The 26,585-nt window shown below is 42.9% G+C and carries 25 protein-coding genes; 12 read left to right on the top strand and 13 right to left on the bottom strand.

What is annotated here, in order from left to right; translation table 11 throughout:
* The gene (locus CDH51_RS05600) at positions 1-1,137 is read right to left on the bottom strand and encodes a Re/Si-specific NAD(P)(+) transhydrogenase subunit alpha (RefSeq protein ID WP_100627662.1); all 1,137 of its coding nucleotides are present in this window, start codon (positions 1,135-1,137) and stop codon (positions 1-3) included.
* Between the two features lie 199 nt (positions 1,138-1,336).
* Between CDH51_RS05600 and CDH51_RS05595 the strand changes: the two genes are divergently transcribed.
* The 5 genes from CDH51_RS05595 (at position 1,337) to CDH51_RS05575 (ending at position 5,849) form a co-directional block, all read left to right on the top strand.
* Complete coding sequence (locus tag CDH51_RS05595) at positions 1,337-2,395, top strand: NAD-dependent epimerase/dehydratase family protein (protein WP_100627660.1); 1,059 nt, start codon at positions 1,337-1,339, stop codon at positions 2,393-2,395.
* A 1-nt stretch (position 2,396) separates the two neighbouring features.
* A complete protein-coding gene (locus tag CDH51_RS05590; protein WP_100627658.1) occupies positions 2,397-3,305 on the top strand; it encodes a helix-turn-helix domain-containing protein in 909 nt (302 codons plus the stop codon).
* A gap of 4 nt (positions 3,306-3,309) precedes the next feature.
* Positions 3,310-4,350, top strand: a complete 1,041-nt coding sequence (locus CDH51_RS05585) for an MBL fold metallo-hydrolase (protein ID WP_100627655.1) — start codon at positions 3,310-3,312, stop codon at positions 4,348-4,350.
* 192 nt (positions 4,351-4,542) lie between these two features.
* Positions 4,543-4,893, top strand: a complete 351-nt coding sequence (locus CDH51_RS05580) for an MmcQ/YjbR family DNA-binding protein (protein ID WP_100627652.1) — start codon at positions 4,543-4,545, stop codon at positions 4,891-4,893.
* Positions 4,890-5,849: an ABC transporter ATP-binding protein gene (locus CDH51_RS05575; RefSeq protein ID WP_100627651.1), complete on the top strand. Its 960-nt coding sequence runs from the start codon at positions 4,890-4,892 to the stop codon at positions 5,847-5,849. The genes CDH51_RS05580 and CDH51_RS05575 overlap by 4 nt, the downstream gene beginning before the upstream one ends.
* Positions 5,850-6,057: 208 nt before the next feature.
* Here the strand turns inward: CDH51_RS05575 and CDH51_RS05570 are convergent, their stop codons facing one another.
* Genes CDH51_RS05570 through CDH51_RS05560 form a run of 3 tightly spaced genes read right to left on the bottom strand, consistent with a single transcriptional unit; the run spans position 6,058 to position 9,712 of the window.
* A complete protein-coding gene (locus CDH51_RS05570) occupies positions 6,058-6,585 on the bottom strand; it encodes an FKBP-type peptidyl-prolyl cis-trans isomerase (protein WP_100627649.1) in 528 nt (175 codons plus the stop codon).
* 3 nt (positions 6,586-6,588) lie between these two features.
* A complete protein-coding gene (locus tag CDH51_RS05565; protein WP_100627647.1) occupies positions 6,589-7,311 on the bottom strand; it encodes a class I SAM-dependent methyltransferase in 723 nt (240 codons plus the stop codon).
* Positions 7,295-9,712 (bottom strand): YfhO family protein, encoded by a 2,418-nt coding sequence (locus tag CDH51_RS05560; protein WP_100627645.1) that lies wholly within the window; start codon positions 9,710-9,712, stop codon positions 7,295-7,297. The genes CDH51_RS05565 and CDH51_RS05560 overlap by 17 nt, the downstream gene beginning before the upstream one ends.
* 336 nt (positions 9,713-10,048) lie before the next feature.
* Between CDH51_RS05560 and ffh the strand changes: the two genes are divergently transcribed.
* Positions 10,049-11,386, top strand: a complete 1,338-nt coding sequence (gene ffh, locus CDH51_RS05555) for a signal recognition particle protein (protein WP_100627642.1) — start codon at positions 10,049-10,051, stop codon at positions 11,384-11,386.
* Between the two features lie 90 nt (positions 11,387-11,476).
* On the opposite strand, the gene CDH51_RS05550 is transcribed toward ffh, so the two are convergent.
* The 3 genes from CDH51_RS05550 to CDH51_RS05540 all read right to left on the bottom strand — a co-directional run bounded on the left by CDH51_RS05550 (position 11,477) and on the right by CDH51_RS05540 (position 14,061).
* Complete coding sequence (locus CDH51_RS05550; protein ID WP_100627641.1) at positions 11,477-11,953, bottom strand: nucleoside deaminase; 477 nt, start codon at positions 11,951-11,953, stop codon at positions 11,477-11,479.
* Positions 11,954-12,238: 285 nt separating this feature from the next.
* Entirely contained in the window at positions 12,239-12,982 is a 744-nt protein-coding gene (locus tag CDH51_RS05545; protein WP_100627639.1) for a LytR/AlgR family response regulator transcription factor, read from the bottom strand.
* Positions 12,979-14,061, bottom strand: a complete 1,083-nt coding sequence (locus CDH51_RS05540) for a sensor histidine kinase (RefSeq protein WP_100627637.1) — start codon at positions 14,059-14,061, stop codon at positions 12,979-12,981. The genes CDH51_RS05545 and CDH51_RS05540 overlap by 4 nt, the downstream gene beginning before the upstream one ends.
* A 247-nt stretch (positions 14,062-14,308) precedes the next feature.
* On the opposite strand from CDH51_RS05540, the gene CDH51_RS05535 reads away from it, so the two are divergent.
* The gene (locus CDH51_RS05535; protein ID WP_100627829.1) at positions 14,309-16,813 is read left to right on the top strand and encodes a TonB-dependent receptor domain-containing protein; all 2,505 of its coding nucleotides are present in this window, start codon (positions 14,309-14,311) and stop codon (positions 16,811-16,813) included.
* A gap of 134 nt (positions 16,814-16,947) precedes the next feature.
* Here the strand turns inward: CDH51_RS05535 and CDH51_RS05530 are convergent, their stop codons facing one another.
* The 3 genes from CDH51_RS05530 to CDH51_RS05520 form a co-directional block, all read right to left on the bottom strand.
* Complete coding sequence (locus CDH51_RS05530) at positions 16,948-17,928, bottom strand: pyruvate dehydrogenase complex E1 component subunit beta (RefSeq protein WP_100627636.1); 981 nt, start codon at positions 17,926-17,928, stop codon at positions 16,948-16,950.
* An 82-nt stretch (positions 17,929-18,010) separates the two neighbouring features.
* A complete protein-coding gene (locus tag CDH51_RS05525) occupies positions 18,011-19,378 on the bottom strand; it encodes an NAD-dependent succinate-semialdehyde dehydrogenase (RefSeq protein WP_100627633.1) in 1,368 nt (455 codons plus the stop codon).
* Complete coding sequence (locus CDH51_RS05520) at positions 19,375-19,776, bottom strand: rhodanese-like domain-containing protein (RefSeq protein WP_157807046.1); 402 nt, start codon at positions 19,774-19,776, stop codon at positions 19,375-19,377. Before CDH51_RS05520 ends, CDH51_RS05525 begins: the two co-directional genes overlap by 4 nt.
* A 68-nt stretch (positions 19,777-19,844) precedes the next feature.
* On the opposite strand from CDH51_RS05520, the gene CDH51_RS05515 reads away from it, so the two are divergent.
* Positions 19,845-20,348, top strand: a complete 504-nt coding sequence (locus tag CDH51_RS05515; RefSeq protein WP_100627628.1) for a metallophosphoesterase family protein — start codon at positions 19,845-19,847, stop codon at positions 20,346-20,348.
* A 206-nt stretch (positions 20,349-20,554) separates the two neighbouring features.
* Here CDH51_RS05515 and CDH51_RS20175 read toward each other — a convergent pair whose 3' ends face one another.
* A complete protein-coding gene (locus CDH51_RS20175) occupies positions 20,555-20,698 on the bottom strand; it encodes a hypothetical protein (RefSeq protein ID WP_165967632.1) in 144 nt (47 codons plus the stop codon).
* Between the two features lie 164 nt (positions 20,699-20,862).
* On the opposite strand from CDH51_RS20175, the gene hisS reads away from it, so the two are divergent.
* On the top strand, positions 20,863-22,227 hold the full coding sequence (gene hisS, locus CDH51_RS05510) for a histidine--tRNA ligase (RefSeq protein WP_100627626.1): 1,365 nt from the start codon (positions 20,863-20,865) through the stop codon (positions 22,225-22,227).
* Here hisS and CDH51_RS05505 read toward each other — a convergent pair whose 3' ends face one another.
* Positions 22,228-22,509, bottom strand: a complete 282-nt coding sequence (locus CDH51_RS05505) for a hypothetical protein (RefSeq protein ID WP_024281688.1) — start codon at positions 22,507-22,509, stop codon at positions 22,228-22,230. It abuts the gene before it with no gap.
* Between the two features lie 143 nt (positions 22,510-22,652).
* Between CDH51_RS05505 and CDH51_RS05500 the strand changes: the two genes are divergently transcribed.
* Together CDH51_RS05500 and CDH51_RS05495 are read left to right on the top strand one after the other, a co-directional pair.
* Positions 22,653-22,988 (top strand): YbaB/EbfC family nucleoid-associated protein, encoded by a 336-nt coding sequence (locus CDH51_RS05500; protein ID WP_024281689.1) that lies wholly within the window; start codon positions 22,653-22,655, stop codon positions 22,986-22,988.
* Between the two features lie 99 nt (positions 22,989-23,087).
* Positions 23,088-24,083, top strand: a complete 996-nt coding sequence (locus tag CDH51_RS05495; RefSeq protein WP_100627624.1) for a glycosyltransferase family 2 protein — start codon at positions 23,088-23,090, stop codon at positions 24,081-24,083.
* Here the strand turns inward: CDH51_RS05495 and CDH51_RS05490 are convergent.
* A complete protein-coding gene (locus CDH51_RS05490) occupies positions 24,080-24,298 on the bottom strand; it encodes a PspC domain-containing protein (protein ID WP_024281691.1) in 219 nt (72 codons plus the stop codon). The two genes, CDH51_RS05495 and CDH51_RS05490, sit on opposite strands and share 4 nt — an antisense overlap.
* Before the next feature lie 59 nt (positions 24,299-24,357).
* Between CDH51_RS05490 and CDH51_RS05485 the strand changes: the two genes are divergently transcribed.
* Entirely contained in the window at positions 24,358-26,145 is a 1,788-nt protein-coding gene (locus CDH51_RS05485) for a tetratricopeptide repeat protein (protein WP_100627622.1), read from the top strand.
* The last annotated feature ends 440 nt before the right edge of the window (positions 26,146-26,585 follow it).

Raw genomic sequence — 26,585 nt, 5'->3', positions numbered from 1 at the left:
TCAATTGATTTCGGATGGGTAAAGGATTTTTTTAACGCGTTCGCTTCGGATTTCTCCTTGATGTGTCACGCAGGTATTTTGTACGATGTCATCTTCCCAATTCAGCATGAGTTCGCCTTCCTTACCGATGATGAGTTTAAGGAAATTTACCATGTTTTTGCCATACATCTTACTGGCATCCATGGGCATAGTTCCCGGTAAATTCGAGTCACCGATAATGGTAACCCCATGTTTTTCGATGATTTGATTATTCTCGGTAAGTTCACAATTCCCCCCTGTGGAGGCAGCAAGATCTACAATCACTGATCCAGGAGCCATTTCCGCTACGGTCTCCTTGGTGATTAATACAGGGGCCTTTCTTCCGGGTATTTGAGCAGTGCAAATGATGATGTTTGATTTCTTAGCATGCTCTTGAATGAGAGCCTGCTGCTTGGCTTTATATTCCTCACTTTGCTCCACAGCATATCCCCCTGCACTTGCTTCATCCTTGGCACCTTCCACTTTGACGAATTTAGCGCCGAGACTTTTCACTTCTTCTTCCGCTGCTGCCCGCACATCGAAGGCCTCTACCACTGCACCCAATCTTCGTGCGGAGGCTATCGCTTGAAGCCCAGCCACTCCTGCTCCGAGTATCAAGACTTTGGAAGGAATAATGCTACCTGCAGCAGTCATAAACATGGGAAAAAATCTAGGCGAATGGCTAGCTGCCATCAGCACTGCCTTGTAGCCTGCTACCGTAGCCATGGACGAGAGGACATCCATCGCCTGGGCTCTGGTGGTACGAGGTACATTGTCCATTGAGAAGCTGGTGATTTTTTTGTCCAAAAAGCGTTCTACGAGCTCCTTATTGGATAAAGGCTGAAAAAGGCAGACAAGGACCTGTCTATCTTTGAGGGAAAGTTGTTCCTCCTCAGAGGGGGGTTGGATTCCTAGAATCAAGTCTGCTTGAAGTACTTCAGCGCGGGAATGGATACTTGCTCCTATCGCTTCATAATCTTTGTCTGAGGCGAAAGCTTTTTCGCCGGCACGACTTTCTACGATTATTTGAACTTGTAGCTGAATGAGGGCTTTGGCACTTTCTGGCAGAAGTGCGACCCGATTTTCCCCCTCGGGTTCTTTCAAAAGGCCAATGGTCATGGACAGGTGGTTAAAACTGAATTATCTAAAGTTAAAAGTTTATTTGGCAAATGAAAATCATCAGAATAAGCAAATCGTTTAAGAATGGCTAACTTGACTATTAATGACTTATTCTCTGATATGTATACATACATCAGCAATATGTATAATTTGATTAATCGGGTATATCAGAACTTTGTATCTATCAAAAAATACTGAAATGGAAAATATAGATAAAAGTAAACCTGTATTGGTGACAGGAGCCACGGGATATGTTGCGGGCTGGATTGTCAAAAAACTGCTAGATGAGGGATTGATTGTGCATGCAGCCGTCAGAAACCCCGATAATAAATCTAAAATTGGTCATTTGGAGAAGCTTGCAGCAGATAGTCCTGGGAGTATCCGTTTTTTTAAGGCAGACCTTTTAGATGAAGGTAGCTATGCGGAAGCAATGGAAAACTGCGAATTGGTCTATCATACCGCATCTCCCTTTACCTTGGATGTCAAAGATCCCCAGAAAGAATTAATAGACCCGGCCTTGAAAGGAACTAGAAATGTGCTGAACCAAGCCACGAAAACCCTTTCAGTAAAGCGAGTTGTAGTGACTAGTAGCTGTGCTGCTATCTACACAGATGCAAGTGATGTTCACCAAACGCCAAATGGAATTCTTACAGAAGAGATTTGGAATACCACAGCTACGCTTGAGTACCAGCCTTATTCTTATTCTAAAACTTTGGCAGAAAAAGAGGCTTGGAAGATTGCTGAATCGCAAAATCAATGGGATTTAGTCACGCTCAACCCTTGTTTGGTTTTGGGACCCGCTACCAATCCTAAGACTGCGACCTCAGAGAGCTTCACAATCCTCAAGCAATTGGGTGATGGTACCTTAAAAATGGGCGTGCCAAACCTAGGACTTGGGGTGGTTGATGTTCGGGATTTGGCTCAAGCTCATTTCAATGCGGGCTTTTTGCCGGAGGCAAATGGAAGAAATATCATCTGTGCGCATAGTTCGTCCATGCTTGAAATGGCGAAAATTCTTCATCAAGAATACGGAGACAAATACAAGGTCCCCAGCGGTGCGCTTCCAAAGTGGCTTTTGATGCTCATCGGTCCGCTTGTGAATAAAAGCATCACCAGGAAATTTATCCGAAACAATGTCAATATTACTTGGAAAGTAGATAATTCTAAGGGAAGGAAAGAACTGAATATGAGCTACAGACCGCTTCAGGAGACTTTGCATGATTCCTTCCAGGATATGATTGATCACCAGCTAATCTGATATGAAAGATATTCTAGTTTTGGATTCAGTGGCAGACGCCCACGAGTTCTTAGGTCTTCCCAAGCCTAGCCACCCATTGGTCTCGGTGATTCGTACGACTGATATCCAGTTTAAGGAGCTGACTGAAAGTGTGAGATTACGAATCGACCTATTCCAAATTTGGATGAAGGAAGGGGCTGATTGTGAATTTGGGTATGGCAGAAGTACCTATGATTTCAAGGAAGGAACTTTGGCTTTTATCAAGGCAGGGCAGGTGATTACAGCAGATAATCATGAATTCAACCCCAAGCCGGATAATTACCTGCTTTTGTTTCATCCTGACCTTATTCGAAAAAGCGCTCTAAGTGAGAATATCCAAGAGTATGGCTTTTTTGACTATGAAACTGATGAAGCGCTTCATGTCTCGGAGGCAGAGCGGAAGGCTCTTTTGGATATTATTCAAAAAATCGAATGGGAAATCCAGCATCCGATCGACCGTCATAGTCAGCGATTAATCGTCAATAGTATTGAGCTATTTTTGGATTATGCTTTGCGGTACTACGACCGACAGTTTTTTGTTCGGACCAATAGGAATCAGGAAGTTGTCGGAAAGGTGGAAAAACTGCTCCAAAAGTTTTTTGAGTCCGATGATTTGATAGGAAAAGGGTTGCCGACAGTCAAGTATTTAGGGGAAAACCTGAATATGTCACCAAGCTATTTGAGTGATATGCTACGAAAAGAGACTGGCCGAAATGCACAGGAGTTTATCCATCATGCCCTTTTGGAAAAAGCCAAAAATCAGCTACTTGGATCGACTGATCCGGTATCTCAGATAGCATACGATCTTGGATTCGAATATCCTCAGCATTTTAGTAAGTTATTTAAGAGTAAAACAGGATTGACTCCTCTGGAGTATAGAAATCAAAATTAAGAATATGCCCTTTCATCAATTTGGCGGTAAAGTGACCCCCGACTTAGTAGATCACTACAGTAAATCTGAAAACTGGAAAAACGGGAGGTTTCAAAACTTGCAGGCAACTAGTATGAATATAGATCTGAAGGACTTTCCCAAGGTTCTCGTCCAACAGTTCAAAGGAAGATCCTCAAGACAGCCCAACCGTCAGATTCCGATGGAATCTTTTGATCAAGGAAAGTTTTTGGAGGGAAGTTCTAGCGCTAAGTTTTCCTGGTACGGACATTCCGCCATCTTACTCCGAATGAGCGGAATGACGATTTTTATAGATCCGATGATGGGACCGGATGCTTCACCGATTGCTCCATTTCAGACCAAGCGATTTTCGGATGGAACCTTGGACATGATCGATGATCTGCCGGAGATAGACTTGCTGATGATGACGCATGACCACTATGATCATTTGGATCTGGAGAGCATTCGGAAACTCAAAGCTAAGACCAAGCGCTATGCGGTGGCTTTGGGAGTGAAAAGGCACTTGGTGAAATGGGGAGTAGATGCCGATTTGATCGATGAATTTGACTGGTGGCAGGATCGGATGATTGGTCCAATCCAAGTTACTTTTACCCCAACCAGACATTTTTCCGGAAGAGGACTGACGGATCGGGCTCAGACGCTCTGGGGTGGTTGGGTTTTTCAGAGTTCTGGAGAATCTATTTGGTTTAGTGGGGACGGAGGCTTTGGTGATCATTTTGAAGAGATCGGTCGACGATTTGGCGGCTTTGATTTTGCCTTTATGGAATGTGGCCAATACAATGAGCATTGGCGACAACTGCATTTGTTTCCTGATGAATCGGTCATCGCATCACAGAAAGGCCTCGCTAAAAAGATCATGCCTGTTCACTGGGCCGGCTTTACGCTAGCACCTCATCATTGGAAAGAACCCGTAGAGCATTTTGTCCAGAAAGCTAGGGAGTTGGAAGTGGATTTTATCATTCCTCAGATAGGTCAGGTGAGATCGGTCTCAGATATAGATTGGGAAGAATGGTGGCTTGAATATTGAATCCTAACAAGCGCATTCTTATCTTCAATCAAAAAACATGGATAGCTGCTTTACTGGCAGTAATTACCTAGTACGCTCTTAGAGTTTTAAAATCCGGAAGCTTCGTTCTTCGGGCTTCCGACTTTCAGCCGGTTAAGCAATGAAAAAAGGTAAAGGCATTATTATGGATATTTAGATCGAATTACTTCACTTATGACCCTTTCCTACCTCCGCGACTTTTGCCTTTCCAAGCCTGGAACTTCAGAAGATACTCCTTTTGATGCCAATACGCTTTGTTTTCGAGTGGGAGGAAAAATATTTGCAATCAAAGATTTGGAAGTTTTCGAATATATCAATTTGAAGTGTGACCCGGAGCGATCCGCTGAATTGAGGGAGAAGTTTGAGGGGATCACGCCAGGCTATCATATGAATAAAAAATGGTGGAATTCAGTTTCGGTACTCGGAAATGTACCCGATCAGCTGATTTTGGATTTGGTAGATCATTCCTATGAACTGATCTTTGCCTCACTTCCCAAAAAGCTTCAAACCGAAATCCGTCCATGAGTTTTTTCACTATCCAGCAAATCCGGAAAACTTATCCCGATCAAGTCGCTCTTCATGATTTTTCTCTCAATATCCAAAAGGGTTCGCTTTTATCCATCGTAGGAGAGAGTGGTTCTGGGAAATCCACCTTACTTCGGATTTTGGCGGGGTTGGAAAAGCAAGATTCTGGATCGGTCTATTTGAAAGGGGAGAAAATCCTCAATCCCAGTGAAAAATTGGTGGCAGGGTATGACGAGATTAAGCTGATTCATCAGGATTATCATTTGTATCCCAATAGCACTGTGGAGGAGAATATTGCTCGACCGCTCCTGCTTTATGATAAAAAATACGCCCAAGAGCGCGTTAAGACCTTACTTAAGCAGTTTCGGCTAAATAAACTAGCAGATCGATTTCCAAGGCAACTTTCTGGAGGGCAGCAGCAAAAAGTAGCTATTGCCGCAGCTTTGGCTATCGAACCTGAGGTTTTGCTTTTGGACGAGCCTTTTTCCTCCCTGGATACGATTCAGACTCATCAGCTGATAGGAGAATTGGCTGATAGTTTTAAAGAAGCTCAAACTACCGTGATTTTTGTGACCCATGATTTGGATGATGCGCTACGCTTGACAGATGACTTGTTGATTTTGCAAAAAGGAAAAATCGTGCAGCAAGGAAGCTCTCGGGAGCTTTGTGAACATCCAAAAAGCCGATATATCGCCCGGCTTTTTTCTCCAATCAATGCCATTCCCAATACTGATAACTGTTTTATTCGCCCGACGGATGTCAAACTTCGGACAAAAGGAGGACTACTTGCCCATGTAGTCGATTCCCGGTATTTGGTTCATTTCAATTCACTTCAAATCAGACTAAAAGAAAGCGGATTGATTTGGGAAGTCGATGATCCCCAGCGGAGATTCGAAAAAGGGGATCGAGTCTATTTGAGTTGGGATACTGAAAAAGAACTTCAATTAGCTAGATAAAATAAGAGGCTTCCTGATTCAGAAAGCCTCTTATAGTTTTAACCCGAAATATGCATTAGACTTCTTATTACTAGTCCAAACCACTTCAAAATCAATCGCTTTGCTGCATTTAGCTCAATCACCGTAGCGGTGCTATGCCTCATTCGCTAAATGCTTGATTTTATTGCGGTTTGATCTCTCACTACAGATTCTAATGCATAATCCGGGTTTAATCGTGTGATTCGCCGTCAGCGCCATGCACATGCCCGTGGTCCAGTTCTTCCTGGGTTGCTTCCCGAACTTCAAGAACCTTTCCTTCAAAATGTAAGTCAAATCCCACCAATGGATGATTGAAGTCAAGCAACAAACTATCCCCAAAATCCTTCAAAACTTTTGCCTGCATAGGATAGCCATTTTCATCCATCAAGGGTAGAAACTCACCTTCTTTTAGCATATTCTCTTCAAATCCTCGCTCCTTGGAGAATTGATCCTTAGGAAGGTTGATCAAAAGCTCGTCATCAGCCTCGCCATAGGCTTCAGCCACTTTGAGCACAAAGTCGAAGGAATCGCCTTCCTTTTTTCCGGTTAGCAGTTCTTCAAATTTTTCGGGAAGCCCACTTTGTCCAAACAAGAAATAAAAAGGATCGTCCTCATCCCGGACTTCTACACTGAATGGTACTGATTCGATTTCATCTTCGATTTTGCTGACTTTAAGTTCGTAAGTCAGCCCTACGACGGCTTGGTTTTCGATATTCATAGATTAATTGATTAAGCCGTATTTCAGGCGGATTCGAATTCGTTCTTTTAGTATGTCCCACTTGGATAGTGGAGTGGATTTTCCCAGTGGTTTGGAAGATCGGAAGACAAAATACTGGTAGTCTTTTTCAGCAAAAAAGATGGAATAGGTTTCCATTTTTTCCAAATAAAACCCCGCATTATTTAAGCTCTTGATAAGGTCTCCTGAGTCTAAAGGCTGGTCGATCACTTGTAGCTTCTCAGGCTCGTGGTCGATCATCCACTGTAGGTATCTCGGGGCGGGAATGTGTACAAAGACCACAGAGTCTTGATGTGCGTGTTTTTGGACTTTTTGAAACAGGGCCTGATGCTGATCAACGGGGATATGCTCCAGCACATCCGGAAATACAAAGAAATCGAATTGCTGATCGCCCTTGTCGAAGTCCGACATGTCTGATACCTCGAAACTTAGATTTTCCTGACTTTTCCAGATTTTCTTCGCCTTGCTGATGCTTTCGGGAGAAATATCCACTGCCAGCACTTTTCCTTTTGGTACCTGTCTGGCGAGGAGTGATGATACCGTACCTATCCCACAGCCAACCTCCAAGACATGATGGTCAGGACGCAATCCTGCTCCCATGACCTTGTCAAGTATGGATAGGTGGCGCGAATTGATGCCCGTCTTTTCCTGTTTGTCAGCGAATTGATCGTAAAAGCTGACTACTTTGTCTTCATCCTCTGGGTTCATTCTCTTGCTTGTAAGTGATGAAAATTCCTGCCAAAAGGGTGGCCAAAATCAAATATTGGAAAATGATCATGGGAGTCTTTGTGGCATAGTAGCTGGATGGCTCAAAGGTAAAAATTACTTCATGACTTCCTGTCGGTACTTCCAAGCCTCTCAGTAAGTAATTCACACGCAAAATTTCCTGCTCTGCTCCGTCAATCGTCGCCTTCCAGCCTTTGGGGTAGTGAATCTCCGAAAAAACCACCAAACCTGCATTTTCCATATTCACAGAATACCGGAGTTCGTTCGGACTTTGGGAGGTTAATGCAACATTTCCCGAGCCAGCGGAGATGTTACCAAATTCCTCCGTGTTGACCGTAGCTTGCGTCTTGGTGTCAATTTCTCCGATTTCGGTAATCTCTTCCTCATTGCTTTGTACGGGGACGATTTCCGATGGGATCCAGGCAGCACCATTTGCAGCTGGGTTTTCAAAAACCGAGTTGGCATCTTGTCCAGCGATCAGATATTTAGTATTCAGCATATTGATGACTGAAATGCCTTGCCAGTCAAAATTCCCTTCCTGCGCTTTACTGACAAAATCCTGGATTTCGGACTGAAGTTGAAAGTCGATCAGGTCTTGATAGCGTCGTAACTTTGCTCCATGATAGCCCCCAAGACTGTAAAAGCGGTAGCTTGTACGCGCACCCTGAGTTAAGCCTTCTGTCAAACTCAATACTCGGAAATAATCTGAGTCCTGAGCAATTTCCTTTTCTGCGGGAGTTTCGGTGAAGTATTGTCGGGATGGGTTTGCCTGAAATGACTCGGAATTGAGATACTGTCGATTGACAGAAATCAAATCCACCGCAATCAGCGCAATCAGTCCACCACCCAAAATCAAATCGGAGATTTTTCCCTTCAAATTCAAAAAGACCAATGCCGCTCCTGCGATGATAAAACCAAAACTTTTCCAGGCCGAAGCTGAAAGCATGGCTTTTCGATCTGTCTGCATGGCAGAGGCAAGCCATTCTGGAAGATTGGCATCAACAGGGGCCTCAAATCTGAAAAAGGCTCCCGAAGCAACAGCGAGAATCAACGTAAGACCTGCTACAATCCCACCTCCTAGAAATAGTGGTTTCAAATCATTTTTTTGAACCAATCGTTCCAAGGAAATCATTCCCAAAACCGGAATGGCGAAAAGCGTCACGCCCAAAGCCATGGAGACAGCGCGGAATTTATTGTATCCGGGTAAAATGTCGAAAAGCGCATAGTTGAACCAGGCTAGGTTTTTACCCCAACTCAGGAGAAGGGAAAAGATGATAATCGCTCCAAAGGTGTACAAACTCTCCTTTGGTGCTGCCCAGATTCCCAAAAAAGCCAGAAAAACCAAAATAGCTCCTCCGTAAATTGGTCCTCCCGTGAAGGTTTGATCTCCCCAATAAGTGGGAGCTTTTTTGACAAAACCATTGATTTGCGCGGCATCCACCCCATTTGCTCTAAGGGCTTTTTCTGAAGCAGAATTGTCTGGAAGTGGTGTTTGGCTGCCGCCACCGTAGAAATCGGGAATCAAGAGTGTCAGAGTTTCCAGTTTTCCGTTTGACCAGGAGAATGCATATTCCCGGTCCAGTCCGCTGGATTCTGTCTCCAAGGTAGCTTGCCCACGGGTAGAGTAGGGGCTGTATTCCAAGGCCGTGGCTAGCCTTCCAATATTTCCTCCCACTGCCAAGAGGGCTCCGAGGGTCAGAAAGGCTAAGCTTTTTCCTAATTCAGCTATTCCATCTTTTTTCCAATGGAAAATCAATCGTACCATCACATAAATCACTGAAACGATCAGCGTGTAATAGGTAATTTGCAGGTGATTGAATTTGAGTTGAAGGAGTAGACCCAAGGCCAAGAGTGCCGCTCCTAATATTCGCTTTCGCTCAAAAGCCAGATGAATTCCTGCCAAAATGATGGGAATCAGGCATACTGCCCAGATTTTGGCATTGTGGCCTGCTTCCAAAGAAAGCAAGTTGAAGGTGTTGAAAGCAAAGGCAATGGCTCCTGCAATCGCAAAGATGGGGCGCACTCGAAAACTCAATAGTAAAATATAAATGCCCACCATACCAAAAAAGAGCCCATTGATCGGATGTGGGAGTCCTACCGTCAATACCTTAATCAGAAAATTGGTAATGTCGCCAGGGAACTCCAAACTGATGAAATAGGCTGGCATTCCTCCAAACATGGAATTGGTCCAAAGCGCTTGCTCACCCGTACTTTCCCGATAGTCGAGCACTTCTTTGGCGGAGCCTTCCCATTGTAGGATATCACCTTGGAAGATGACTTTTCCGTCAAAAACCATCGGGGAAAAGTAAAAGACGATCAGGAGGTAGAAAACAAGAATTCCGAGGAGATGTGGAAGGATGTCTTTTTGAAAATTCAGCTTCATGCAGAAATTACGTTCGGGATTGAAACAAAGGCTGCAAATTAGGAATTAAACCCGAAATACGCATTAGACTTCCTATTACGAGCACAAACCGCTTCAAAATCAACCGCGTTGCTGCATTTAGCTCAATCGACGTAGCGGTGCTATGCCTCAATCGCAAAATGCTTGATTTTTTTGCGTTTTGAACTCTTCCCGATTTTCGGGACAGGCTATTAAGGACTCTAATGCATAATCCGGGTTAATAATCAAACCTTTGACCTGAATGAATGGTATTCGAGGCTTTTAAGCTTTCTTGCAGGCGCTAAAATCATTACTTTTGCAGCAAATCGAAAAAATCACATGTTTGATAATTTAAGTTCGAAACTAGACCGGGCCTTTAAAACGCTGAAAGGAACCGGGAAAATCACCGAAATCAACGTCGCCACTACCGTCAAGGAGATTCGCAGAGCTTTGATCGATGCCGACGTCAACTATAAAGTGGCCAAAGAAGTCACTGATAAAATCAAAACAGAAGCATTGGGACGGGATGTCCTGATCTCCGTTTCTCCAGGGCAGCTTTTGGTGAAAATCACCCAAGAAGAGCTCACCAAGCTTATGGGTGGGACCAAAGCCGATATCAAACTCAGCGGAGAGCCCGCAGTAGTTTTGATCTCAGGTTTGCAGGGTTCGGGTAAAACTACTTTCACCGGAAAATTGGGAAGCTACCTGAAGAAGCAAGGCCGTCAGGTGCTCTTGGTAGCCTGCGATATCTACCGCCCTGCTGCGATTGATCAGTTGAAAGTACTGGGCGAGCAGATCGGGGTGGAGGTCTATGCGGAGCCTGAGAATAAGAATGCGCTGGAGATTGCCAACAATGCGATCGCCTACGCCAAGAAGACAGGTAAGAAAACGGTCATTGTCGATACCGCAGGTCGATTGGCAGTGGATGAGCAAATGATGAATGAGATTGAGGCGCTGAAAAAGGCCCTGAATCCTTCTGAGACACTTTTTGTGGTGGATTCCATGACCGGTCAGGATGCGGTAAATACAGCCCGTACTTTCGATGAGCGATTGGATTTTGACGGAGTGGTCCTGACCAAGTTGGATGGGGATACCCGAGGTGGTGCGGCTATTTCGATTCGTCATGTAGTCGAGAAGCCGATCAAATTTATCTCCACGGGAGAGAAGATGGAGAATTTGGATGTCTTTCATCCCGATCGTATGGCTCAACGGATCCTCGGAATGGGCGATGTCATTTCCTTGGTGGAGCGTGCCCAGCAATCCTTCGATGAGGACGAAGCCAAGCGGATCAATGCAAAGATCCGAAAGAATAACTTTGACTTCGAAGACTTTCTTTCCCAACTGGAGCAAGTCAAAAAGATGGGAAATATCAAGGACCTGATGGGGATGATTCCCGGAATGGGAAAAGCCATGAAGGGATTGGATATCGATGATGATTCCTTTAAGCCAATCGAAGCCATCATCCAAAGTATGACCCCTTACGAGCGCCAAAATCCTGATGTTTTGGATGGAAGCCGTAGAAAGCGTATTGCGAATGGTTCAGGAAGATCAATCACCGAAGTGAACAATCTGATGAAGCAATTTGCCGATATGCGGAAGATGATGAAGCAGATGAATAAAATGGGCGGCGCTAAAGCTGCCATGGGTAAATTGATGCCCGGAATGGGAAGAAGGTAGTCGATTAAGAATGAAGAATTAGGAATTAAGAATGAGCCCGGTCCGAAAGGATCGGGTTTTTTCTTGCTTCTAGCCTCTCGCTTCTAATCTCTAATACACCTTCTTATCCTCTTTCTTTTTCCAAATCTCAAAGACTTTCTGAGAATCTTCCCGCATTCCATTGAGCATAGGTATTTTTCGATCGGCAGGTTCTATTTTGATTTCTTCATAAATAAAATCATCGTCGAATCCTGCATCAGCCGCATCTTCTTTGGTGCAGGCATAAAAAACTTTACTCGGCCTAGCCCAGAAAATAGCTCCCAAACACATGGGGCAGGGTTCACAGGAAGTATAAACTTCGCAGCCTTCGAGCTGAAAATGGTTGAGTGTTTTGCAGGCATCTCGGATCGCCACTACTTCTGCATGGGCTGTGGGGTCATTGTTCTTGAGCACATTGTTGGATCCCTTACCAATGATTTTCCCGTCTTTGACAATCACGCAGCCAAAAGGGCCGCCCTTTTCCGCTTCCATTCCTGCCTGGGCGAGCGTAATCGCCATTTTCATAAATTCTTTTTGCGAATCGGTCATCAAGTGAAGTTACAGTTTTTTGTTTGGAAGAATGTAGCTATAAACTTTTTAAGAAAAGAAGAATAAAGTTTTATAAAACTTGGTTTTCATTCTAAGATCTAAAAAAAATTTGAGGCTGTTCCAAAAGGTTTTTGACCTTGCGATCCTGACAAGGTTGGAACAAATAGTAAATCCTAATTTATTTTTAAATCAATATTGAGATCGCTTCACCCGACCTTGTCGGGCTCGCGATGACGGAACACCATACTTTTAGGATAGCCTTTTACTTCTAGTTTCTAATTTCTTTCAACTCATCCACCGACTCATAAATGCCAGAAAAGCCTCTTTGTAATTTTCTCCGATAGAGATTTCATGATTTCCGATATGGACGCTGTTTTTGGAAACAGATTCGATATGATCCAAGGAGATGATAAAAGAGCGATGAATTCGCATAAACTTACCCTCGGGAAGGAGTTCCTCCATGTTTTTCAGGGTGGTAAGGGAGAGTAGGGGACTACTTTTGGATCGCAGGTGTACCTTCACGTAGTCCTTGTAGGCTTCTACATGGGTGATATCATCGAGCATTACCTTGACAAGTTGGTATTCTACTTTCAGAAAAATGTAGTCTAATGGCTGCTCAGTCTTAGCAGACCCAATCACTTGTGATCGGCTTTTCCGCTCGAAATAATTATAGGCTTTGGTCGCTGCGTTCAAAAAATCCTCATAGCTGTAAGGCTTCAAAAGATAATCCAAGGCATCGACTTTATAACCTTCGATGGCAAACTGATGATAGGCGGTCGCAAAAATAATCCGAGTCTGATCTGAATCCTTTTTCCCATCCAAGACCCGGGCAAGTTCCATTCCGGAGAGGTCGGGCATCTGAATATCCATGAATATCAATTGTACATCATGCTGATTGATAAATCCCAAGGCTTCGATCGCGCTGGAAAACTGGCCAATCAGCTCCAAAAAGGAGGTTTGCTCGATGTACTTACAAACCAACTGAAGTGCCAGAGGCTCGTCATCTACGGCAATGCATTTGAGTTTCATTCCAGATTGAGGGTCAGGTTTACATAATATTCCTGATTATCGTCGGATTTGCCAAATTTCAGGCGATGTTTGCCCGGATATAAAAGACTCAGTCTTCGTTGTGTATTGACTAGCCCTATGCCATGCTCTTTGGCTTCGGGACTTTCGGTATTTACCGGGAAAATATGGTTTCGGGTCTCAAAAAAGACCGTTTTTCCCATGATTTCCAGTTTGACATGAATGCTGCTTTCGGCTTGAGAACTGATGCCATGCTTGAAGCAATTTTCTAAAAAGGGCAAAAGCAACATCGGTGATATGGTGTGATTATCTGTAGGTTCGTCCAATTGGATATGCAGCTTCACCTTATCTGTCAGTCGCATTTTCATCAACTCAATATAATCTCTAATAAAATCAACTTCCTTGCTTAGCAGCGTGGTTTCCTTTTGGTTTTCATAAAGCACATAGCGCATCATTCGCGAAAGCTTCAGCAAGGCTTCCTGTGCTTTTTTGATATCCAAATTGGTGAGGGAATAGATATTATTGAGCGTATTGAAGAAGAAGTGAGGGTTGATTTGAGCCTTTAGATAGGAAAGCTCGGTTTTGATCCGCTGCTTTTCCAGCTCTTGCCGATGTTCTTCATCGTTTTGCCATTTCTGCACCAGAGCCAAGGAGGTACTCAGTCCAATTGAGACCAAGTAAAGCATAGCCTGAAACATGTCACCATAAATCCATCTTCTTCCCGGATCGAAAGGTCTGTCCGGATTAAAAGTTTCATGCATTCGAAGCGGATATTGTATCAGCTGCTCAAAAGTGACTACGGTGTAAAAAAACAGAACTCCGCCTCCCAAGACCAAGAAAAGATAAATGTAGGTTTTACCCTTCAGTAAGATTCTAGGGACGATAAGGAATTGATTAGCATAAAAGATAGCGATAAGCGAAATCACCAAAAACACCTGTTTCCACCAATACTCTACCGGTAGGTCGATTTCTCCCATTCTCCAGGATAGGGGCGAGAGGAGCATCAAGACGACGCATAGCATGACCCATCCAAGGGTATGTATAAGGATTGAGAGATTTTTACGGGAGTTGTTTATTGCCATATCACTGATATTCAACGCAAACTAATAGAAAGTTTGGCTTTCCTAGCTCAATAATCTACCAAACCAAACTTTCTACCGATAAAAAGCTATTCAAAACCGATGAATCCTGAATAGGAAATTCATCTGATGTATTTAAGTCTTTGTCGATTATTACTTGGGTTTGGTCTATTGTACACTTTTATCAAGAACAAAGCTATTTGTTTTGGGGTATTGAATGAGTGACAGCTCTTTATTTGAAAACAAAACCATGAAAAAACTACTCAATTTATTATTTATTCTTCTTCTCCTTGCCGGCAATAATTTAGTGTTGGCTCAACAAGACGGAAAAGAACCCGCCAGGATCGTAGGGATCGCCAAGGATGCAAAAACTGGAGACCCTGTAGGCTATGCGACAGCTGCCCTTTACAAAAAAGGGATGAACGTCAGCATGGCAGGTGCCGTGGCTGATGGCGATGGCAAATTTTTTATCACAGGTTTTGAACTGGGAGAATATACGCTTCAACTCACCTTCATAGGATATGAAACACTTGTAGTAGATAATATTAATGTCGAAAGCTTAACCGGTGATATCAATTTAGGTGAATTGACTATGTCTGATGAAGGCCTCGCGCTAGAGGAAGTTACCGTTCAAGGGCAACGTGAATTGATCGAAGAGCGGGTAGATCGTACGATTTACAAAGCTGAAAACGATAAAACAGTAGCTGGTGGTGATGCAACAGATGTTCTTCGTCGGGTTCCGATGCTTTCCGTAGACTTGGATGGAAATGTTTCCATGCGAGGAAGTAGCAATATTACCGTATTGATAGACAATAGACCTTCTGCTATTGCTGCAAGCTCTATCACAGATGCCCTTCGTCAGATTCCAGCAGATGAGATCAAAGAGGTGGAAGTGATTACTTCTCCATCAGCCAGATTTGATGCAGAGGGTACCTCAGGTGTCATTAATATCGTCACCAAAAAGAATAACTTGGAAGGAATGACTCTTAGCATCAATAGCGGAGTGGGTCTTCGAGGATCAAACCTAGGATTGAATGGTGGAGCTAGAGTAGGTAAATTCGGTTTCTCTTTGGGTGGATTTGGTCGTGCCGGCTACAATACCTTCGGTAGTTTTGATAATACTCAGTTGCTTTTAAACTCAGATGGTTCTCAAACTCGTCTGACCCAATCGGCAGATACGGAGCGTAATTTCATGTTTGGCCGATACAACTTCGGAGTTGACTACGAAATTGACAAATACAACTTCATCACAGGTTCTGCCAATTTTGGTCTAAGAAACTCCGATAATCTTCAAAATGATTTCCTAACTCAGCGATTTGACGGACAAACGCTCTTGAGTTCAGCGCTTCGTGAGACCAACTCAGAAGATCGATCCAATTCACTTGATGTGAGTTTGAACTACACCAGAACTTTTGACAAAAAAGGAAAGGAAATCAGCCTCTTGACTTTGTATAGCCGTGACAATCGGGAAAACTTCTTCATCAATACGCTTTTTGAAGAGGACTTTCAGACTATCGATTCCAGACTAAAAAATGATAACCCAAGCAGAAATGAGGAATTCACCGCTCAGTTGGATTTCGTAACTCCGATGGGTGAAAATGGTGAGCAGATCCTAGAGTACGGAGCCAAGACAATTACACGTAGAGCTTTCTCTGACTTTGCTTATTTCAGAGGAGAAGGAGCTGATGGGGAATTTATCGAGTTGGTTGATCCTACTTTGAGTAATGAATTTAGCTATGATCAAAATGTGACAGCAGGATATATCTCCTATACTTTCAACTTCTTAAAGAATTACACCTTGAAGCCAGGGGTGAGATATGAGTATACTACGATTAATGCGGATTTCTCCAATGAATTTGACGTGGATATCCCTTCTTATGGATCGTTGGTTCCTAGCTTAAATGCAAGCCGGAAATTAAAAAATGGCAATTTGATCAAAGCTGCTTACAATCGTAGATTGGCACGTCCTTCTTTACGATTCCTGAATCCAAACATCGAAGCAGTCAACCCACAGCAGATTACCCAGGGTAACCCAGTATTGGATCCTGAGTTCACTGATAATTTTGAATTGGGATACAGCACCTTTATCAAAGGTACAATGCTAAACTTCACCGGGTTTTACCGAAATACAACCGGATCAATTCAGGCTGTACAAACCCTACAGGAAAATGATGTGATCTATACCACATTCGAAAACATCGGTCAAGAGCAGGCGGTCGGTACAAACATTTTCGCCAATGTGAATATTAGCAACAAATTCTCACTTAATGGAGGAATGGACCTCTTCTACAGCATGCTTGACAATGGGTTGTCCGATCCAATGACAGCTGCGAAGAATGAAGGATGGGTAATCAGTGGTCGGATGTTCGCAAACTATACCTTGCCGAAAGACTGGCAGGCCCAGCTTTTTACCTTCGCCAGAGGTAGAAGAGTGCAATTGCAAGGAACTAGTGGAGGTTTTGCGGCCTATGGACTTAGCTTTAACAAGCAATTCCAAGAAAAGCGAGGAAGCATTGGTTTTGGTGTTGAAAACTTTCTGGCACGTGAATTCATCATTCGAAATGAAACAATCACGCCTACCATCATTCAGAACAGTACGAATGCAATTCGAAACATGAACTTCAAGATCAACTTTAGCTACCGAATCGGAAAGCTATCAATGAACGATCGAAAAAGAAAGAAAAAGTCAATCAGCAATGATGACTTGAAAGGCGGCGATGACGGTGGTATGAATAATATGAATCAAAACCGTTAAGATAATCCAGAATCAAAATAATCGGGGCTGGCTCAATTTGAACCAGCCCTTTTTTTGTAGATAGATAGATTGGGTAACAAAAAACCCTGACTTGTAGGTCAGGGCTTTTTTATGCTTACTATTTTTTGATAGGATTAGTCCTTGTAAGTAACTTTTTTGATAGCTGCTATTGTTCGCTCTACATTTGGAATGGTCGCATCGATGTAGGTAGGTGCATAGCTAAGAGGAATGTCCATTGAATTCACTCGAATCACTGGAGAATCCAAGTAGTCAAATGCATAACGCTGGAAATGATAGGTCAATTCAGAAGAGATAGCGGCTACTGGATTGGCTTCCTCTACTACGACTGCTCTGTTTGTTTTCTTAAGTGATTCTACACAGGTAGCATAATCGATCGGACGTACACTTCTCAGGTCAATCACTTCGCAATCAACTCCTTCCTTGGCCATTTGCTCAGCAGCTTCTAGAGCCACTTTCATCATTTTACCAAAAGAAATCAAAGTTACGTCTTTTCCTTTTCGCTTGATATCTGCTACTCCGATAGGAAGAAGGTATTCTGACTCAGGTACTTCACCTTTGTCGGAATACATCAATTCAGATTCCATGAAAATCACTGGATCTGGGTCCCGAATTGCGGATTTGAGCAATCCTTTTGCGTCATGAGGGTTAGAAGGTACGACTACTTTCAAACCTGGAGTGTTAGCAAACCAGTTTTCGAAATTGGAAGAGTGGGTAGCACCTAGCTGACCGGCATTTCCGGTAGGACCTCGGAAGACAATCGGAACGGAGTAAGCTCCGCCAGACATGGCATACATCTTTGCAGCCGAGTTGATGATCTGATCGATGGCTACCAAAGAAAAGTTGAAGGTCATGAATTCGATGATCGGACGAAGGCCATTCATGGCTGCTCCGACACCGAGACCTGCAAATCCCAACTCAGAAATAGGAGTGTCATAAACGCGCTCAGGACCGAACTCGTCAAGCATTCCTTGAGACACTTTGTAGGCTCCGTTGTACTCTGCTACTTCCTCACCCATCAAAAAGACGTTTTTATCACGTCTCATCTCTTCAGACATGGCCTCTCTGAGGGCTTCTCGAAACTGTATTTCTCTCATTTTTTAGGTCAAAATTATGGCTCGTAAAAATAGGAAGGAATCCCTCAAAAGCAAAAATAGCTGAGGCTATTGTGGCATTAAATCAGCCAAGGAAGACGGTTTTTGCATTTACAAACTCCCGAATGCCTTCCTGACTTAATTCTCGCCCATATCCAGATTTTTTGACTCCTCCAAAAGGTAGGTGTGGGTTGGATGCGGTCATGGAATTAATAAAGACTGCTCCTGTCTCAATTTCTGCCGCCAAAAGCTCTGCCCGCTTGAGGTCTTGAGACCAGAGGGACCCGCCCAGGCCAAATTCGGAGTCATTGGCAAGTGCAATGGCTTCCTTTTCATTTTTCACCCTGAAAATTGTCGACACAGGCCCAAATAGCTCTTCTGAATAAGCGGGACAGTTTTTTGGGATGTCAATCAGAATGGTTGGTTCAAAGGCTGCTTTGCCCTCAGCCGGCTTGCCGCCACCCAAAATAATTTTCGCGCCGGCATCTTCACTTTTCTTGACTTGCTCGTAAAGTTCCTTCGCCAAATCAGGCCTTGCCATGCAGGCAAAGTCAGCATCATCGTCTTCAGGGTTTCCGGATTTGAGTTTTTTCATTTCTTCAGTAAAAGCTTCCAAAAAAGATTCAAAAACATCCTCGACGACGATAAATCGCTTAGCAGCAATGCAGCTTTGCCCAAAATTGATCATTCTTGCTTTGACGGCTGTTTTGGCAGCTTCCTCTACATTGGCATCTTCGAGCACTATAAATGGATCACTTCCCCCCAATTCAAGCAGTGATTTTTTGATGTGCATGCTTGCACTTGAGGCTACGGCCGCGCCTGCTTTTTCACTTCCAGTGAGCGTGACTGCTTTAATTCTAGGGTCTGCTATCAATTCATTAGTAGCTTTAGAATCGATCAGAAGGGACTGAAAAGTACCTTTTGGGAAGCCTGCATTTTCAAAAACCCGCTGGATTGCTAAAGCACATTGCGGTACATTGGATGCATGTTTCAAGATCCCTACGTTTCCTGCCATCAGGGTCGGTGCTGCGAATCTGAAAACTTGCCAAAACGGAAAATTCCAAGGCATAACCGCTAAGACTATTCCCAATGGCTGGTATAAAACCTTGGCTTTTTTGCCGTCAGGCAAGGAAATAGCTCTAGCTGATAAAAATTCTTCGGCTTTCTCGGCATAATACTCGCATACCCAAGCACACTTTTCGATTTCAGCTCGGGATTCCTGGATTACTTTGCCCATCTCCCTGGTGATCAAAAGCGCATATTCCTCCAGGTTTTCCCGAAGCTCAGCGGCTGCAGCAAGCATTAATTCTTTTCGCTTCTTGAATTCCTCTTTCCGCCAACCTTGAAAAGTTTCTTGGCCAAGGGATAAGGCTGTTTCTATTCGTTTTTCATCATATAAATCGTATTCCTTTAAAAGTTTTCCTGTGAAGGGATTGATAGATTGAATGCTCATTCTTTGACGGGTTTGTTTTCTTCTTTCCATGCCGTAATTCCGCCATCTAGCATGATGACCTTTTTGAATCCAGCTGCTTTCATTGCAGCTCCGGCTTTGGCAGTGCGCTTACCTGTTCGACAGTAGAGTAAGTAGGTCTTGGATTTGTCTAGTTCTTGAATTTTTTCATTAAAATCCTCGGCAAGAAAATCCACATTTCCAGCTCCTGGAATATGACCTTCTGCCATTTCCTCTGGTGTTCGAATATCAAGTAGCGTCGTTTTTTTCTTACTTATAAGTTTATCAAACTTTTCTACAGAGACAACTTTCGCTGAATCTTTGGCAGTTTGTGCCTGTGAGAAAAAGACGGTGCCCATGAATAAAAGGGCGATAAAAAGAGTTTTTTGATAAATTTTCATGGTGTTGAATTTTTGAGTGCGGTACTTTCCATACATATTCGAGGAGAATTTAATTCCTTTCTCCACAAATGTCCACTAAAATCGCGCTGATTTCTGATTCCCACAGTTACATTGATCACAAAACACTCCAATACTTGGAAAGTGTCGATGAAATATGGCACGCAGGAGATATTGGAGCCCTAGAGGTGATGGAGCAATTGCCTGAAGGGAAAAAGGTTCGAGCAGTCTATGGAAATATAGATGATGTAGACTGCCGGGCTCGCTATCCTGAGTGGGATGCTTTTGAGGTGGAAGGGGTAAAAGTGCTCATGACCCACATAGGGGGAAAACCACCCCGCTACGCAAAAGGGGTTCTACCTAGGATCAAAGCCGAAATGCCTCAGGTATTTATTTGCGGGCATTCTCACATTTGCAAGGTAGAGTTAGATCAAAAGCTTAATTGCCTGTATATGAACCCAGGAGCAATTGGTCAGCAGGGATTTCATCAGATGCGCACCATGTTGCTTTTTGAGCTGTCTGATGGGAAAATCAAAAACCTTCAAGTAGTGGAGCTCGGGAGGAGAGGAAGGTAGGTTTGGCGAATGCCAAAAATATTATCAATAATCAGGCTTTCTCTACTGATTTAGCTGGAAGCGTGAATACCGAAGTCTCCGGATTTTAATTATTGGCCTTACTCGTTTCTTTCTGGAAAAAATGGAGATAAAAAATGGATTTCCTCAGAAAATTTGATGCAAAAAAAAGCGGCAAAAAGCCGCTTTCAAAATGTGGTTTAGTTTTATTATTTGTCGAAAGACTTTTTCAATTCTTCCACGTCTACATTTTTGATGACAGGCTTCGCAGTCAGCTGCTTGATTTGAGCGACGCGTGTATTTTGACTCTGTCTTTTTCTTCGAAGTTTTCTTTTAAGAGTAGTAACTGCCATGACAATATATTTTAATGTGTTAGATCCGAATCGGACGGCAAAGGTAGAAAAACATTTCTTCAAAGCCTAAAACCCTAAAGGAAATAATTTGGGAATTCCTTGATTCGTCGGGTGTTTCCGTAATTTTTTGGGTAAATTTGGCTTTTCAATCACCAAAGAGTTCCATGCAGAAACCAACTTTGCCCAAAGGCACGCGAGATTTTGGCCCTGTTCAAATGGCCAAACGAAATTTTATTTTGGATACCATCAAGGAAACCTTCCGCCTATTTGGCTACGAACAATTGGAAACTCCGGCGATGGAAAATCTCAGCACCCTGACAGGAAAGTATGGTGATGAAGGAGATCAATTGCTATTTAAAATTCTAAACAGCGGGGATTTTCTCAAAAAAGTAACTCCACAAGATATTCAAGAGGGAGCGTCAGCCACCTTATCAAAAGTGGCTGAAAAAGGCCTTCGATATGATTTGACGGTTCCGTTTGCCCGTTATGTGGTGATGAATCGGCATGAATTGACATTTCCGTTCAAGCGCTTTCAGATTCAGCCTGTTTGGAGAGCAGATAGGCCACAGAAGGGACGGTACAGAGAGTTTTATCAGTGCGATGCCGATGTGATCGGAACCGACAGTCTGCTTTGCGAAGCAGAGATTATTTTGATGATTCGACGGGTTTTCGAAAAGTTGGGAATTCAGGACTACAGCATTAAGCTCAACAATCGAAAAGTGCTGACAGGAATCGCAGGGGTCATCGGTGAGGCTGGAAAAGAAGGACCGCTATGTGTGGCGATTGATAAATTGGATAAAATTGGCCGGGAGAAAGTAGAGGAGGAGTTATTAGAAAGAGGTTTTGGTCCGGCCGCGATTCAAAAGCTTGCGCCTTTATTTGAAAGCAATGCAGAGAGTATCTCTGAAGTACTGAACTTCTTGGAGGACTTTCTTCAAGCGAGTGAGATTGGGTTACAAGGGATCAAAGAGCTTCAAGAGATGCTTCAGCTACTAAATAGTCTTGGTGCAAATCAGGAGCATTTGGTATTGGATTTTCTTCTGGCAAGAGGGCTTTCCTACTACACGGGAGCTATTTTCGAAGTGAAAGCCCACGGAGTACAGATTGGTTCTGTGAGTGGAGGCGGACGCTACGATGATCTGACCGGGGTATTTGGGATGCCGAACATGTCAGGGGTAGGCTTTTCCTTTGGCGTTGACAGGATTTATGATGTCATGGAGGAATTGGGATTATTCCCGGATCAGACGCTGACAGGTTCTCAGGTTCTATTGGCACATTTCGATGGAAAGGCTTTTGGATATGCCTTGGGAGTTTTGAGTAAGTTCAGAGCTCAAGGAATCCGGGCAGAAGTATACCCGGACCTGACAAAAATGAAGAAACAGCTCGACTACGCAAGCAAAAAAGGAATACCATTCGTGGCGATTTGTGGTGACGATGAAATCAAAAATGAGACCATCGCTTTCAAAAATCTTGAAACTGGAGAGCAGGAATCCATGAAAGTGGAGGATGCGATTAATCGATTGATCTAATTATTCCACTCGAAGGATGGAGCGAATAGGTATTGTAACTCCTCCTTTAAGAACCACAAAGTCCGAACCTACAGCCCAAACGGTCGTATGGACTTCGTAAACTTGCTCGTCGATGGACCGAAAAGTCAATCGGACTTTCGTCTGAAGTAGATTGCCGAGCGTTTGGGAACGATGAAGGTCTGCCATTCTCAGTTTAATGGCTTGAGGGTCAGAAAGAACGTCCTGCTTGGCAAAATTGATCATGCTGACTTGCTCCTTTTCGATTTGTTCTATTGTTCTCATGATGGATAATTTGGTTACAAATAATAGAAACAGAGAAAATTAGGCTAGGGTTACAGAAAATTTACTTATAGGTTATATAAAAATCATTTTTATAGAATATTATTCTGTATTTAGAAATAAAAAAGAATTTAAATAGAAGAGCTATGTTTGATTTCATGAATATGATGAATAAGGTCAAGGAAGTACAGGCCAAGGTCAAAGAGGTACAGGGCCGATTGGTACACTTGACTGCCGAAGGAGAAGCAGGAGCAGGAATGGTAAAGGTGACCGTCAATGGAGATCGCAAAGTGGTCAAGATCGATATGGATGAATCATTGATTACTCCTCAGGACAAAGAGATGCTGAGTGATTTGATAGTAGCCGCTACCAACATCGCCATGGAGCAAATCGAAGGTAAAATCAAGGAAGAGATGAAATCGGCCACAGAAGGAATGATGCCAAATATTCCTGGAATGGACTTGGGAGGAATGTTTCGATGAAATCGAAACACTGAGGGATGCCCCGATGCATCGGGGTCACCATGCGAGATTCTTCCAGATAGCTATCAGGATGACCATTAAAAATCAAATTATAAACAGATGAAACATTGCGCCATTGTAATTCTCAACTACAATGGAGCTGAGATGCTCAAGCGATTCCTGCCGGGAGTTGTAGAGCATTCTACTTTTGATCTGTGGGTGATTGACAATGCCAGTCAGGACGACTCGATTGCCATCCTTGAGCAGGAATTTCCTCAGATTTCGGTAATTCGCCTTAGTCAGAACTTTGGCTATGCCGGTGGATACAATCAGGGCCTGGAGCAGCTGAAAGGTGACTATCAATATTATATTTTGCTCAATTCAGATGTGGAAGTTACTTCCCACTGGGATCAAGATTTAGTCCAATTTTTGGAGACCAATCGGCAGTTTGTTGCTGCCCAACCAAAAATTCTATCGGCGAAGGACAAGAGACTTTTCGACTATGCCGGTGCAGGGGGAGGTTTTTTAGACCACCTTTTTTACCCGTACTGCAGAGGTAGGATTTGGAACGAGGTAGAAGAAGATCAAGGTCAGTATGACGATGATTTGGAGGTTGACTGGACCTCAGGAGCCTGTTTTGTGATCAAAAGTGATCTATTTCATCAATTCCAGGGCTTTGATGAACACTTTTTTGCCCATATGGAAGAAATAGATCTTTGTGTGCGCATGAGACAGGAAGGCTTTAGAATGGGTTACACTGGAAAAGTTACAGTATATCATTTGGGAGGCGCGACCCTTGATAGAAGTAGTCCGCGAAAGTTGGAATTGAATATCAGAAATAACCTGGCCATGATCTACAAAAATGAAAGCAGATCAAGATTCTGGTGGATTTTTGGGCAAAAGGCCATTTTAGAAGGACTTGCTTCTCTTGGTTATTTGCTAAAAGGTCAAAGGGATTCTGCTCATGCAGTTTGGAAAGGGTACACTGGATTTTTTAAAATGAGGGATGAATTCCTCCAAAGAAGTGCTACAAAAAAAGCCCCATTCCTGGGGCCTTCTAAGTATGTTTTTCTGGATTTCTTTTTCAGAGGAAAAAAGAAATTCTCTGACCTTTAATCAAAAAGAACCGGGTTATTCATTTTTCTGAAGTACTTTCGAATCTTCATCATCATGGCCATCGACACGTAGATAATGATCGGTGAACCCATAGTGACGAAAGATGAATATATAAAGAAGAGTCTGATACTATCAATGGGAAAATTGAGTTTTTCACCCAATCGAGAGCAAACTCCGAATGCTCTTTCTTCGAAAAACAGTTTTAATTTTTCCATTTTTGTGTTGATTTAGTATTCGAATGTATAAAAAAATTATTTAGGAACTATAAAGCAAAATGCCTGCCCGATTGTTTCAAAACTGTAAAAAAATCATCTTTCTCCTCTTTTTTTTCTTAGGATGGTCAGCTTCTGCTCAAGAATACCGCTTTATCGAAGAAGTAAACCTAAGACCAGCTAAACTGGAATATTTTCGAGATTCAGTAAGGTTTCAACTCGAAGGGAATATTCCGATAGAATCTGTAGTCACGCCCCGAAATCCTAGGTTGACGCTTTCCCTGAAAGCTGCAGGAAATATTTTAGAATTGGGAGAAATATCCTTAGAAAAAAACCTCTCGAAATATACTTACAGCGAATCCTATCGGTTTGCTTTTGAGCCTTGGATGCAGGAGAGTTTTCTAGAGTTGTCGTTTTTTCAGGGAAAAAGAGAACAGTCCGAACCATTTGAAAAACGGGTATTGGCTAAAGGAATCATTACCACTCCCTTTTTAGCGAAAGTTGGTCGGTTTGCTCCCAGTGAAGAGATTCAAGATGTTGGACTATTCATTCCCGGAGGAGTCGCAGACCGAGGAAATGATCAGACGGTGACATACCTGATCCAGTTTCGGCCAGGATCTTCTGATTTTGAGGCTACTCGAGCGAATGAATTTCAGCTAAGCGAGTTGCGCGAGTTTGTAACAGCGAATCCTGACATAACTTCCATAAAAATTACTGGGATTCAATCTCCGGAAACTCAAGAGGGCAAATCAAGCCGGCTAGGAATGGAACGAGCGGAAGCAGTAAAGTCCGCGATTTTGAACAAGAACATCATTTTGAGGGACTCTCTGATAGACTTAGAAGCCAGGTGGAACGATTGGTTTGACTTTAGACTACTGCTGAGGGATTATGAACAAGTTTCAACCTCGGTCAAAGATCAGTTATATGATATTTTGATGAATGGAGAAGATTACCTGACTCAGCAGGAAAGCCTCAAAAGAGTCAGGGGATTTGATCAAGTATCGAGACAGTTATACCCTAAACTTAGAGCTGCCAAAATAGAAGTCAGAGCCAAACCCGGGAGGGGGATAGGCATGCAGAAGATGGCTATTTTAGAAAAAGAGCTGACCGGCAATTCATCAGTCAGTGAATTGAGTTTTGTGGATTGGGCTACCGCAGCAGAATCTTCTGCCAGGATGAACGAGAAGACTGAAATTTATACCAAAATGACAGAGCTTTTTCGCTCGGTATTACCTTATAATAATCTAGCGGTAATAAAAATGAGGGAAGCCCAGCGAACTTTTGATGAGGATATCAAAGAGAATCTATGGACGGAGGCAGAATGGCTTCTCAACCAAGCTATTCGATTGGAGCCTAATGGGTACTCTCTACATAATAAAGGTCAAATAGCAGCCTTGAGAGGAAACTTCTGGGAGGCTTACAGATTGCTTTCGGAGGCATCCACTCTCACGAAGAATGCAGACTTCTTAAAAAGGAATGAAGCTCTACGGGGAGCTCTGGATATTATTCGTGGAGATTACAAGCTTGCTACCTTACGATTTGATTATTCTTTTGATAATGCAAAAGACCTTTTCAATAAAGGACTGGCATTCTTTCTTGCTGGTGATTTTGCCCAGGCCTCGATCGCATTTGAAGAATCTGTGATTCAGAATAGATCCTTCGGGTATGGATACTATGGATTGGCGCTGCTGGCAATAAATGCCGGTCAAAAGGAAGTGGCCTTGATTCAATTGCAGCGGGCAGTTTCACTCAATGAAGAGCTCTATCGATGGATGCTTTACGATCCAAGCTTCGAGGAAATCCGGGAAATGGATGATTTTTTTGAACCTGAGCAAAAAACCCAATCCTAGGAAATTTTATATTCTAGAACTTCGATTTATTCAAAAATTGACACCTTTTTTTGTGAAAGGCACTGTTTTTCACTGAAATACTGAAAGAACAATGTCTAATTTTCAAAAATTGACGAATTAGGTTTCGTGCGGATAAAATTTTTCGATAGAATATTTATTAAAAGAAATTTGAATTTTGTTTTAGATTCTTTAACATTGATGATTAAGAACAGTCCTAAAACCTAATATTAGCCTATGGAAATTAAAACTTAGAGAAAAAACTTTACCCAAAGCATCTCATGATGCGCTCAAACCTTCAGGCTTTAAGCCTATTTGCAGGTATTCGTACCACGGTATAGCGGCAATAGACCTTCCAGAGTATTCGGAAATTATCTATTGCAATTATTTTAAGAATAATCGCAAACGATTGCACAATCAATTAACAGACAAGTTATTGAGAT

This window comes from Algoriphagus formosus, assembly GCF_002807035.1.
Taxonomy (GTDB): Bacteria; Bacteroidota; Bacteroidia; order Cytophagales; family Cyclobacteriaceae; genus Algoriphagus; species Algoriphagus formosus.
This window is presented reverse-complemented; position numbering and strand designations above follow the sequence as displayed.

What these genes read in the sequence shown, in the direction of transcription:
- CDH51_RS05600 (WP_100627662.1), bottom strand. Translation starts at nt 1,137, where the DNA reads ATGACCATTGGCCTTTTGAAAGAACCCGAGGGGGAAAATCGGGTCGCA.
- CDH51_RS05595 (WP_100627660.1), top strand. Translation starts at nt 1,337, where the DNA reads ATGGAAAATATAGATAAAAGTAAACCTGTATTGGTGACAGGAGCCACG.
- CDH51_RS05590 (WP_100627658.1), top strand. Translation starts at nt 2,397, where the DNA reads ATGAAAGATATTCTAGTTTTGGATTCAGTGGCAGACGCCCACGAGTTC.
- CDH51_RS05585 (WP_100627655.1), top strand. Translation starts at nt 3,310, where the DNA reads ATGCCCTTTCATCAATTTGGCGGTAAAGTGACCCCCGACTTAGTAGAT.
- CDH51_RS05580 (WP_100627652.1), top strand. Translation starts at nt 4,543, where the DNA reads ATGACCCTTTCCTACCTCCGCGACTTTTGCCTTTCCAAGCCTGGAACT.
- CDH51_RS05575 (WP_100627651.1), top strand. Translation starts at nt 4,890, where the DNA reads ATGAGTTTTTTCACTATCCAGCAAATCCGGAAAACTTATCCCGATCAA.
- CDH51_RS05570 (WP_100627649.1), bottom strand. Translation starts at nt 6,585, where the DNA reads ATGAATATCGAAAACCAAGCCGTCGTAGGGCTGACTTACGAACTTAAA.
- CDH51_RS05565 (WP_100627647.1), bottom strand. Translation starts at nt 7,311, where the DNA reads ATGAACCCAGAGGATGAAGACAAAGTAGTCAGCTTTTACGATCAATTC.
- CDH51_RS05560 (WP_100627645.1), bottom strand. Translation starts at nt 9,712, where the DNA reads ATGAAGCTGAATTTTCAAAAAGACATCCTTCCACATCTCCTCGGAATT.
- ffh (WP_100627642.1), top strand. Translation starts at nt 10,049, where the DNA reads ATGTTTGATAATTTAAGTTCGAAACTAGACCGGGCCTTTAAAACGCTG.
- CDH51_RS05550 (WP_100627641.1), bottom strand. Translation starts at nt 11,953, where the DNA reads ATGACCGATTCGCAAAAAGAATTTATGAAAATGGCGATTACGCTCGCC.
- CDH51_RS05545 (WP_100627639.1), bottom strand. Translation starts at nt 12,982, where the DNA reads ATGAAACTCAAATGCATTGCCGTAGATGACGAGCCTCTGGCACTTCAG.
- CDH51_RS05540 (WP_100627637.1), bottom strand. Translation starts at nt 14,061, where the DNA reads ATGGCAATAAACAACTCCCGTAAAAATCTCTCAATCCTTATACATACC.
- CDH51_RS05535 (WP_100627829.1), top strand. Translation starts at nt 14,309, where the DNA reads ATGAAAAAACTACTCAATTTATTATTTATTCTTCTTCTCCTTGCCGGC.
- CDH51_RS05530 (WP_100627636.1), bottom strand. Translation starts at nt 17,928, where the DNA reads ATGAGAGAAATACAGTTTCGAGAAGCCCTCAGAGAGGCCATGTCTGAA.
- CDH51_RS05525 (WP_100627633.1), bottom strand. Translation starts at nt 19,378, where the DNA reads ATGAGCATTCAATCTATCAATCCCTTCACAGGAAAACTTTTAAAGGAA.
- CDH51_RS05520 (WP_157807046.1), bottom strand. Translation starts at nt 19,776, where the DNA reads ATGAAAATTTATCAAAAAACTCTTTTTATCGCCCTTTTATTCATGGGC.
- CDH51_RS05515 (WP_100627628.1), top strand. Translation starts at nt 19,845, where the DNA reads ATGTCCACTAAAATCGCGCTGATTTCTGATTCCCACAGTTACATTGAT.
- CDH51_RS20175 (WP_165967632.1), bottom strand. Translation starts at nt 20,698, where the DNA reads ATGGCAGTTACTACTCTTAAAAGAAAACTTCGAAGAAAAAGACAGAGT.
- hisS (WP_100627626.1), top strand. Translation starts at nt 20,863, where the DNA reads ATGCAGAAACCAACTTTGCCCAAAGGCACGCGAGATTTTGGCCCTGTT.
- CDH51_RS05505 (WP_024281688.1), bottom strand. Translation starts at nt 22,509, where the DNA reads ATGAGAACAATAGAACAAATCGAAAAGGAGCAAGTCAGCATGATCAAT.
- CDH51_RS05500 (WP_024281689.1), top strand. Translation starts at nt 22,653, where the DNA reads ATGTTTGATTTCATGAATATGATGAATAAGGTCAAGGAAGTACAGGCC.
- CDH51_RS05495 (WP_100627624.1), top strand. Translation starts at nt 23,088, where the DNA reads ATGAAACATTGCGCCATTGTAATTCTCAACTACAATGGAGCTGAGATG.
- CDH51_RS05490 (WP_024281691.1), bottom strand. Translation starts at nt 24,298, where the DNA reads ATGGAAAAATTAAAACTGTTTTTCGAAGAAAGAGCATTCGGAGTTTGC.
- CDH51_RS05485 (WP_100627622.1), top strand. Translation starts at nt 24,358, where the DNA reads ATGCCTGCCCGATTGTTTCAAAACTGTAAAAAAATCATCTTTCTCCTC.